The sequence below is a fragment of the Dietzia sp. B19 genome, from assembly GCF_014145155.1.
Classification (GTDB): Bacteria; Actinomycetota; Actinomycetes; order Mycobacteriales; family Mycobacteriaceae; genus Dietzia; species Dietzia natronolimnaea.
This window is the reverse complement of record NZ_JAALED010000178.1, coordinates 1-9,489: the sequence shown is the minus strand read 5'-3', so window position 1 is coordinate 9,489 and position 9,489 is coordinate 1. Positions and strand designations below refer to the sequence as shown.

Genomic DNA, 9,489 nt, shown 5'->3' with positions numbered 1-9,489 from the left:
TCGCCGCCGGCGCCGCGGTGTCGGCCGCCTCGGCCGGGTCCGTCATGGACTTTGCGGGCACCCACTCCGCCGAGGCCGGCGATATCGCACTCCTCGCCAACGGTGAAGCGGCGCCGGCGACCGGTGCGCCCGACGCGCCGTCGTCCACCACCCCCGCCACTCCCTCTCTTCCCGAGCCCGTGGTGGTGTCGGTCCTCGACACCGAGTCCGAGAACCCGCAGTCGGCCATGCTCTACGCCGGCACCGAGATCAACACCCAGCGGGAGATCGCCGAGGAGCAGGCCCGGCGCCCGAAGGTTGCCCTCCCCGCAGTGGGCACCTTCACCTCCGGTTTCGGCATGCGCTGGGGTGCGATGCACGCCGGCATCGACATTGCCAACGCCATCGGCACCCCGATCCTCGCGGCCACCGATGGTGTCGTGATCGACTCGGGCCCCGCCCAGGGCTACGGGAACTGGATCCGCATCATGTCCGACGACGGCACGATGACCCTCTACGGCCACATGGAATCCCTCGACGTCCGCGTGGGCGAGCGCGTCTACGCCGGCCAGAAGATCGCAGGCATGGGCAACATGGGCTTCTCGACGGGATCCCACCTGCACTTCGAGGTCCTGCTCAACGGCGGCACCCAGCACGTCGACCCCGTCATCTGGCTGGCCCAGCAGGGCATCCACCTCGCGGGCGCCGGGAGCAGCGAGAGCTCGGGCTTCAGCCCCTTCGGGAGCTGACCTCGACCTGGGCAGTCGTCCACGGCCGAGTCGGGTATTCAGCGGAGTACCGCGCGTAGCCCCCTCGAAGCGAGCACCGAACGTCCACCCCAGCCGGAGCTTCTCGTTCCGGGTGTCGATCTCGGTGAACGAGCTGATCCCGGCAACCGTCCCGACCTCGTCCAGTCGCGGGGATTCCACGCGCACCGTGTAAGGATGTGCCCCGGGCGCCATCCGGTCCCCGACGAACTCCCGGGTCCGCGCCAGATCCGCGTGCGCGGTCTCGAACGGGTATCCCGAACCGAACGCCGCCGGATCCGGCATGAGCGGCTACAGGCCTTCCGCGTCTCCGGGGGCCATTGGATCCAGCCGTACCAGCCTCCCGACCAGCGGGGTGCCCACCGGCACTCGGGCGGGCATCTGCGCCCCTAGAGCTTCTGCATCGGAACTCCCCCGATGAGCATCAGGCGCACCTTTCCGGACGCGCCGAAGTCGATCGTCGCCGTGGCCCGCGGACCGCTGCCATCGCAGGTCAGAACCTTTCCGAGCCCGTACTTGTCGTGCGTCACCCGGTCTCCGGGCACCAGTTCCAGGGCGGGCGCGGAGGACTTCGCCCGGGGAATGCCGGACGACCGGCCCCCGCCGGAGCCGGAGCCTCCGCCTGAGCCGAACCCACGACCGGAACCGTATCCACCCCCGCCGGAGCCGCCGCCGCCACCGAATCGGCGCCGCGGCGCGTACGAGTCGTCGTCACCGAACCGGCCACCGCCGGCCGGTTCCTCACGCTGCCACTCGATCGCCTCCGACGGGATCTCCTCGAGGAACCGCGACCCGGGGTTGGTCATGGGCTGGCCCCAGGACGAGCGCATCATGGCGCGGGTCAGATAGAGGCGTCGACGCGCACGGGTGATACCCACGTACGCCAGCCGCCGCTCCTCGGACAGCTCCGCCGGGTCCCCGAGCGCGCGCATGTGCGGGAACAGCCCGTCCTCCATGCCGACGAGGAACACCACCGGGAACTCGAGCCCCTTGGCGGTGTGGAGGGTCATGAGTGTGACCTGCCCCTGGTCCTCGGCCGGGATCTGGTCGGCGTCCGCCACGAGGGAGACCCGCTCGAGGAAGGCCGCGAGCGAACCGGGCTCGGCGATGCCCTCGTCCAGTTCGGCGTAGTCCGGTGCGGCGTCGTCCGGTGCGCCGTCGTCCAGTGCGGCGTCGGACTGGTCGGCCACCGCTCCCGCGGCGTCCCCGGCGTCCTCGTCCCCGAAGCCCTGCTCGCGCGCCGACCGCTGCAGCGCGGCCTCGGAGGAGAACTCCCGCCCCACGCCCACCAACTCGTTGAGGTTGTCCAGGCGGGCCGCGTCCTGCGGATCGTTGGAGGCCTCCAACTCGGCCCGGTATCCGGTCCGGTCGAGCACGGCCTCCACCAGGGCGCCGACGTCGGGGGCCGAGTCCTCGCCACCGGCGTGGTCGGAGCCGCTCAAGCGCCCGCGGAGCTCGTCGAGGAGAGAGACGAAACCCGCGATCGCCTTGACCGATCGGGTGGGCAGCAACGCGACCCTGCCCTCCGCGGCGTCCCGCAGGGCCTCACCGAAGCCGATGGCCCGCTGCTCGGCATGGACCGCCACACACGCCTCCGCACGGTCCCCGATTCCCCGCCGAGGGGTGTTGAGGATGCGGCGCAGCGCCACCGTGTCGTCAGGATTGGAGAGCACCTTGAGGTACGCAACGATGTCGCGCACCTCCTTGCGCTCGTAGAACCGTGTGCCCCCGACGACCTTGTAGGGCAGACCCAGCCGGACGAACACGTCCTCGATCACCCGGGAGGAGTTGTTGGTCCGGTAGAACACGGCCACGTCGGAGTACCCGGCGTCCCCGGAGTCCACCAGGCGGTCTATCTCCCCGGCGATGAACCGCGCCTCGTCGTGCTCGTTGTCCGCCACGTACCCGACGAGCAGCTCGCCGGTTCCCTCGTCGGTCCAGAGGTTCTTCTCCCTCCGGCCCGGGTTGCGGGAGATCACGGCGTTGGCGGCGGAGAGGATCGTCTGCGTCGAGCGGTAGTTCTGCTCGAGCAGGATCGACCGGGCGTCCGGATAGTCGTGCTCGAAGTCCTCGATGTTGCGGATCGTCGCGCCCCGGAACGCGTAGATGGACTGGTCCGCGTCGCCCACCACGCAGAGCTCCGCCGGTGCCACCCCGGCCGCGGCGTCGTCCCCGGACCCGGCCGCACCGCCGACGAGCGTCCGGACCAGGATGTACTGGGCGTGGTTGGTGTCCTGGTACTCGTCCACCATGACGTGCCGGAACCGGCGCCGGTAGTACGCCGCAACCTCCGGGTGCGACCGCAGCAACCCGACGGTCTCCCCGATCAGGTCGTCGAAGTCGAAGGCGTTGGCCGCCTGCAGCCGCGCCTGGTACTCGGTGAACACCGCCGCCACCGTCTGCGCGGTCCGGTCCGAGTCCTCCAACGCACGGTCCATGGCCTCCGACGGCTCGCGGAGCTCGTTCTTGTGGTTCGAGATGGCCGAGGCGAGCATCCGCGGCGTGAACTTCTTGACCTCGAGGTGCTGCTCCTTGGCGATCATGCCGAGCAGGCGACGGGAATCGTCCGAGTCGTAGATCGTGAAATTGGAGTTGCGCGTGCCCAGCAGCGCGGACTGGGCCCGCAGGATCCGCACACAGATCGAGTGGAACGTGGCCACCCACATCCGTTCGGCATGGGGCCCCACCAGGGCGGACACCCGCTCCCGCATCTCGGCGGCGGCCTTGTTGGTGAACGTGATGGCGAGGATCTGCCCGGGGTGTGCGCCCCCCTCGGCCAGCAGGTACGCGATCCGCCTGGTCAGCACGCTGGTCTTCCCGGAACCCGCGCCGGCCACGATCAACAGCGGACCGCCGCGGTGCGTGACCGCGGCGGCCTGCTGTGGGTTGAGTCCGTCCAGGAGCGGTGAGTGCGGCGAGGTGGGACTGACGGCGGAACGGGCTGGGGCGGGAGCGGAGTGGGTCATCGTGGCGTCCAATCTACCCACCCGGTCCGACACCCTGTTCTCAGCGCGGACGGTCCCCCATGAACTCGTCGACCTGCGCGGCGGTCGCCGTCAGAGTCGGATCGTTGTCCAGGTAGTACCGCGTCTCCCGCACGATGAGGCCGGAGAGGACCAGGAGGCCGATGAGGTTCGGGATGGCCATCAGTCCGTTCATCACGTCCGCGAAGTTCCACACCACCTCGAGTTCGGTGACCGCACCCACGAACACCACACAGGTGAACACCATCCGGTAGGGGATGACTCCCCCGGCGCCCACGAGCCGCTCGACACACCGCTCGCCGTAGTACGACCAGCCGAGGATCGTCGAGAACGCGAAGAACGCGATCGCCACCGCCACCAGCTTGTCGCCGTACGGCATGGCCTCGGCGAACGCGTCGGCGGTCATGGTCCCGGCCGTGTCGCTGCCCTGCTCCCACACGCCGGAGGTGACGATCACCAGACCGGTGAAGGTGACGACGATGATGGTGTCGATGAACGTCTGGGTCATCGACACCAGGCCCTGGCGGGTCGGGTGGGTGGTCTTGGCCGCCGCGGCCGCGATGGCCGCCGAGCCCATCCCGGACTCGTTGGAGAAGATGCCCCGCGCGACACCCATCTGGATGGCGTACATGATCGCCGCGCCCGCGAAGCCGCCGACCGCGGACGTCCCGGAGAAGGCCTGCGTGAAGATCTGCCCGAAGGCGCCGGGGATCGCGTCGGCGTTGAGCACCAGGACGACCATCCCGCCGAGCAGGTACAGCACGATCATCAGAGGCACGAACCCGGCCGTGACCCGGCCGATGGCCTTGATGCCACCGAGCAGGACCGCACCGGTGAGGACGAACAGGATGACGCCTGAGGCGACCACCGGGACGCCGAAGGAGTTGTCGAGCTGGGCCGCCACCGCGTTGCCCTGCGTCATGTTGCCGATGCCGAAGCTGGCCAGGACGGCGAACACCGCGAACACGATCGACAGGACCAGCCCCACCCGGCCGCCGGTCTTCCCGAACAGCTCGGCGAACCCCCGGTGGAGGTAGTACTGCGGACCACCGGACTGCTCGCCGCGGGCGTCGGTGACGCGGTACCGCACACCCAGGAAGGCCTCCGAGTACTTGGAGGCCATCCCCACGAGGGCGGTGACCCACATCCAGAAGAGCGCGCCCGGCCCTCCCAGTGAGATCGCCGTCGCCACGCCGACGATGTTGCCCACGCCGACGGTCGCGGCGAGCGCGGTGGTCAACGCCTGGTACTGGGTGATGTCACCCGCCCCGCCGTCGTCCCTCCGCCGCACCAGCCCGAGATGGAGCGCGGGCCCCAGCTTGCGGAACTGCAGTGCCCTCAGACGGATCGTGAGGAATAGGCCCGTGCCGAGGAGCAGCGGGATGAGGACGAAGGGTCCCCAGATCACGGAACCGATGTCCGCGAGAGTCGAGTTCAAGTTCTCCACGGGCGGAAACACTAGACGGTCCCGCGGCCTCCGCGGAAGCAAGTGGGATAATCGCGGCATGAACACCGACCCCGCCGGCACGGACGATCCGCTGTCCGAGGCCCAGATCCAGGAACTCCGACTGGAGATCGACCGGTTGGACGCCGAGATCCTGGACGCGATAGTCCGTCGCAGCGAGATCTCCAAGCGCATCGGTCGCACGCGGATGCAGTCCGGCGGCACCAAGCTCGTCCACACCCGCGAGCTCAAGGTCTACGAGCGCTTCTCCTCACTCGGGCAGGAGGGGCAGACCCTCGCGGGGATGCTCCTACGTCTCGGTCGCGGGCGACTGGGCTGAGTCCCGGCCGACCCGACCGGCCGTGGAGGCGAACCCCAACCACGTGTGGTGGTTGTTCGCCCAGCACCAGCCCACCTTCGGCGCGCCCTTGTTCTCCCGGCCGTCGCGGCCGGTCCCCCCGCTGATCCACAGCGCCGGCGTCCGGGCATCCAGAGCTCCGTCCGCCTTGCGCTTCCGCGATCCGATGCACATGAAGCACCTGCCGGGTTCGAGCATCTCCGGCTGCTGGAGCAGCCAGCTCACCCCCTCGGAGATGGTCAGCGGAGTGCGCCCCCGCCGGGCCAGCTCGGCGTGCGCGTCCGTCGGGGTCCAGCCCAGCATGTCGTCGTCGCGTGTCACGCCCCCGGCCAGATAGAGCGGGGCGTCCGGAACCCGGACGTCGTCGGTGGGTGTGAACTCGGCCAGGTCGGACATGTCGACGACGACGAAGCCCGCCCTCCCACCACGGCGCAGCAGGGTCGCCAGTCGGGCGGTGGACACGAACGACGGGTGGACGGCCAGCACCGGCCGACCGGGCCCCGGGGCGGCGGCACGAGCTGCGCCGTCAAGAACTGCGTCTTCGAGAGCTGCGTCTTCAAGAGCTGCGGCGTGCTCCCGCAGCCGCCCGGCGGTGATCCCGCCGAGCTCGGGCACGCCCAGTTCGACGAGCCGATCGGCCTGGGCTGACACGGAGGGGTGGTCCGGAGGAGTCATGGGGGTCACGTGTCTGGAACGGGCGGCGGGGCCCCCGTATTCCCGACTAACCTCGCTGTCAGACGGCGGGCGATCCCCGGGCGGCAACACTGGGCAGGAGCGGCAATGACGGACATCAGCACGACACCACAGTGGTCGGCGATCGAGGATCTCGTACCGGCGATCGGCGAGGTGACCCTCCGTGAGCTGTTCGCCGCCGATCCGGAGCGGGGTCGCCGCATGGCGGTCACCGCGGGCGATCTGCACGTCGACCTGTCCAAGCACCTAATCACCGACGAGGTCCTGAGCGCTCTGACCGAGCTGGCCCACGCCGCACGGCTGCCGGCCCAGCGGGCCGCGATGTTCCGGGGCGACCGCATCAACACCACCGAGGACCGATCGGTCCTCCACACCGCGCTCCGTCTCCCGGCCGAGGCCGACCTCGTCGTCGACGGGCGTGACGTCGTGGCCGACGTCCACGCGGTCCTCACCCGGATGGCCGACTTCGCCGACCGCGTCCGGTCCGGCGGATGGACCGGGCACACGGGCGCGCGGATCGACACCGTGGTCAACATCGGCATCGGTGGCTCCGACCTCGGGCCCGTGATGGTCGACAAGGCCCTGCACCACCTGCAGACCGCGGGGATCAGCGCACGCTACGTCTCCAACGTGGACCCCGCCGACCTCTCGGCCGTGCTCGCCGAGGTCGACCCCGCGACCACGCTGGTGGTGGTCGCCTCCAAGACCTTCACCACGCAGGAGACCATGGCCAACGCCCACGCGGCGCGTCGGCACTTCGTCGAGGCCCTCGGCTCGGAGGAGGCGATCGCCTCCCACTTCGTGGCGGTGTCGACGGCCACCGAGGAGGTGGCCGACTTCGGGATCGCCGCGGACAACATGTTCGAGTTCTGGGACTGGGTCGGGGGCCGGTACTCGGTGTCGTCGGCGATCGGCCTCTCGGTGATGATCACGGTGGGCCCGCCCGCGTTCGTCGAGCTGCTCGAGGGCTTCCACGCCATGGATCTGCACTTCGCGACCGAGGCCCCCGAGCACAACGCGCCGGTCCTCATGGCCCTGCTCGGCATCTGGTACACCTGCTTCCTCGGGGCCCAGTCCAAGGCCGTGATCCCCTACGCCCAGGGCCTCCTGCGATTTCCCGCCTACCTCCAGCAACTGACCATGGAGTCCCTCGGCAAGTCGGTCCGACTCGACGGCTCCGACGTCTCCTACCCCACCGGCGAGGTCTACTGGGGCGAGCCCGGCACCAACGGCCAGCACGCCTTCTTCCAGCTCCTGCACCAGGGCACCCAGCTCGTCCCGGTGGACTTCATCGGGGTCGCCCGTCCGGTCTCGGACCTGCCCACCGCCGACGGCGCCGGATCGATGCACGACATGCTCGTGGCCAACCTGTTCGCCCAGTCCCGTGTGCTGGCGTTCGGCAAGACGGAGGACGAGGTGCTCGCCGAGGGCGTGGACCCCGCGATCGCGCCGCACAAGGTGATGCCCGGCAACCGGCCGTCCACCACGATCCTCGCGCCGTCGCTCTCGCCCGGGGTGCTCGGGCAGCTCATCGCCCTCTACGAACACGTGGTGTTCGTCCAGGCCGCCGTAATGGGCATCAATGCGTTCGATCAGTGGGGGGTCGAGCTGGGCAAGGCCCAGGCCGGCGAGCTCCTGACCGCCCTGACCGCGGAGAAGCACCCCGGGGAGGGCTTCGACTCCTCGACGGATGCTCTCGTCGAGATCTACCGCGAGGCACGCGGGCGCCGCTGAGCCGGGACTGTTCCGCCCGGGAGTGTCGTAGCCGGGTGCGAGCATGGTCGTATGAGCACTGTCTACTGCACCGCCACGAGTCTGGACGGGTACATCGCCGACGACGAGGAGAGCCTGTCCTGGCTCTTCGCGACCTCCGGGGAGGCCGAACCCGCGGGGTACACACCGACCGAGTTGGACCCCGCCCCCCCGACCTCCACTTCGACCGCTTCTACTCCGGCGTCGGGTCGATCGTCTGCGGCGTCAACACCTTCGAATGGGTGCGCCGCGACCTGACGAAGGACGGCCAGCCGTTCGCCTGGCCGTACACCGTGCCGAGCTGGGTCGTCACCCACCGCGATATCGATCCCGTCGACGGCGTCGAGTTCTTCGCCGGTGACGTCGGCGACCTGCACCCTCTCCTGGTCGACGCCGCCGACGGCGGGGACGTGTGGATCGTCGGGGGTGGTGACCTCGCAGGTCAGTTCGCCGACCGGGGACTGCTGGACCGGGTCTGGATCCACCAGTGTCCGGTCGTCCTCGGTTCCGGGCGCCCCCTGTTGCCCCGCCGACTCCGACTCCACCGCCAGAAGCTCGAGACGCACGGCCAGTTCACCGCGATGCTCTTCGACGTGGTGGGCCCGGAGCCCCGGATCACGCCCTGACCGGTGAGTAGCCCGGCGATTTCCTCCGCTGCAGTTCCGGACGGAAAGCCCGCGGCAGACCCTTGCACGTTCGAACGTGTGTGCGTAGACTAGAACGTACATTCGATACGGTGACGGTGGCGCAAGGCTTCGGAGGTGTGGCATGGACGTCGGCAACGGCCCCTCCTCCGACAGTTCCTCCGCTGTTGATCCGTTGACCGGGCTGACCGCCTCGGCTCGTGCCGGATGGGCGGCCGAGAATCGCGCCTCCGCCCAGCGGCTGTCGGCCTGCTACGACCTCCTGCTGGAATGCCAGCGCCGCGACGACTCAGGCACCGGCCCTGATTCCCCGCCCGGCCACGCGGTGGTGGACCCGTTCGTGGTGGCAACCGGATACGTGGTGGCGGCGATGGCCGTCTCCGCCCTGAGAGCCGAATCGATGATCTCGTTCGCCGCGGACCTGCACCAGCGCTACCCCGCCGTTCTCGCCGCCCTGGCGGCGGGACGCCTCGACCAGCGCGCCGCCGAACTGCTGGCCCGCCAGATGGCGACCGTCGACCCCGAGGTGCTTCCGCAGGTGCAACAGGACGTCGTCGACGACTACCTGGCCGCGACGGAAGCCGGCGAACGCCTCGGGCGGCACGCGGTACGCGATGCGGTGGACGCGATCATCACCCGCTACGACGCCGAGGGAATCCGTCGGCGCAAGGAGGACGCCAGCCGTGCGCGCGGTGTGCGCATCAACAAGGGCGCTGACGGCATGTCCACCGTGTCGGCCATTCTGGCCACCGAGGAGGCCGCCGTCCTTGCCGAGGCGATCGATCAACGCGCTGCCGAACACGCCGCCGCCGAGTCCGAGGCTGCCGCGGCGAGCGCAGCCGCGGCCGAGGCCACCGGCGAGTCGGGC

General features: G+C 69.9%; 8 protein-coding genes. 5 read left to right on the top strand and 3 right to left on the bottom strand.

The genetic code is table 11. The annotated features are described in order from the left end of the window. Positions 1-728, top strand: a 728-nt coding sequence (locus G6020_RS06235) for a M23 family metallopeptidase (protein ID WP_347238323.1), incomplete at its 5' end; no start/stop codon positions are given. Between the two features lie 407 nt (positions 729-1,135). Here G6020_RS06235 and G6020_RS06230 read toward each other — a convergent pair. Both G6020_RS06230 and G6020_RS06225 read right to left on the bottom strand, forming a co-directional pair. Further along, positions 1,136-3,712: a UvrD-helicase domain-containing protein gene (locus G6020_RS06230; RefSeq protein WP_182610018.1), complete on the bottom strand. Its 2,577-nt coding sequence runs from the start codon at positions 3,710-3,712 to the stop codon at positions 1,136-1,138. A 40-nt stretch (positions 3,713-3,752) separates the two neighbouring features. Further along, positions 3,753-5,177 (bottom strand): sodium:alanine symporter family protein, encoded by a 1,425-nt coding sequence (locus tag G6020_RS06225; RefSeq protein ID WP_179525864.1) that lies wholly within the window; start codon positions 5,175-5,177, stop codon positions 3,753-3,755. 58 nt (positions 5,178-5,235) lie between these two features. Here G6020_RS06225 and G6020_RS06220 point away from each other — a divergent pair, with 58 nt between their 5' ends. Then, positions 5,236-5,514, top strand: a complete 279-nt coding sequence (locus G6020_RS06220) for a chorismate mutase (protein ID WP_107746400.1) — start codon at positions 5,236-5,238, stop codon at positions 5,512-5,514. Here G6020_RS06220 and G6020_RS06215 read toward each other — a convergent pair. Beyond that, positions 5,485-6,183, bottom strand: a complete 699-nt coding sequence (locus G6020_RS06215) for a DUF5701 family protein (protein ID WP_347238322.1) — start codon at positions 6,181-6,183, stop codon at positions 5,485-5,487. The genes G6020_RS06220 and G6020_RS06215 overlap by 30 nt on opposite strands. A 129-nt stretch (positions 6,184-6,312) precedes the next feature. Between G6020_RS06215 and pgi the strand changes: the two genes are divergently transcribed. The 3 genes from pgi to G6020_RS06200 all read left to right on the top strand — a co-directional run. Next, complete coding sequence (pgi, locus tag G6020_RS06210) at positions 6,313-7,959, top strand: glucose-6-phosphate isomerase (protein WP_182610016.1); 1,647 nt, start codon at positions 6,313-6,315, stop codon at positions 7,957-7,959. Positions 7,960-8,219: 260 nt separating this feature from the next. Beyond that, the gene (locus G6020_RS17515) at positions 8,220-8,603 is read left to right on the top strand and encodes a dihydrofolate reductase family protein (protein WP_206682209.1); all 384 of its coding nucleotides are present in this window, start codon (positions 8,220-8,222) and stop codon (positions 8,601-8,603) included. Positions 8,604-8,745: 142 nt separating this feature from the next. Next, positions 8,746-9,489: DUF222 domain-containing protein (locus G6020_RS06200; protein WP_182610015.1), on the top strand; the 744-nt coding region annotated here is incomplete at its 3' end.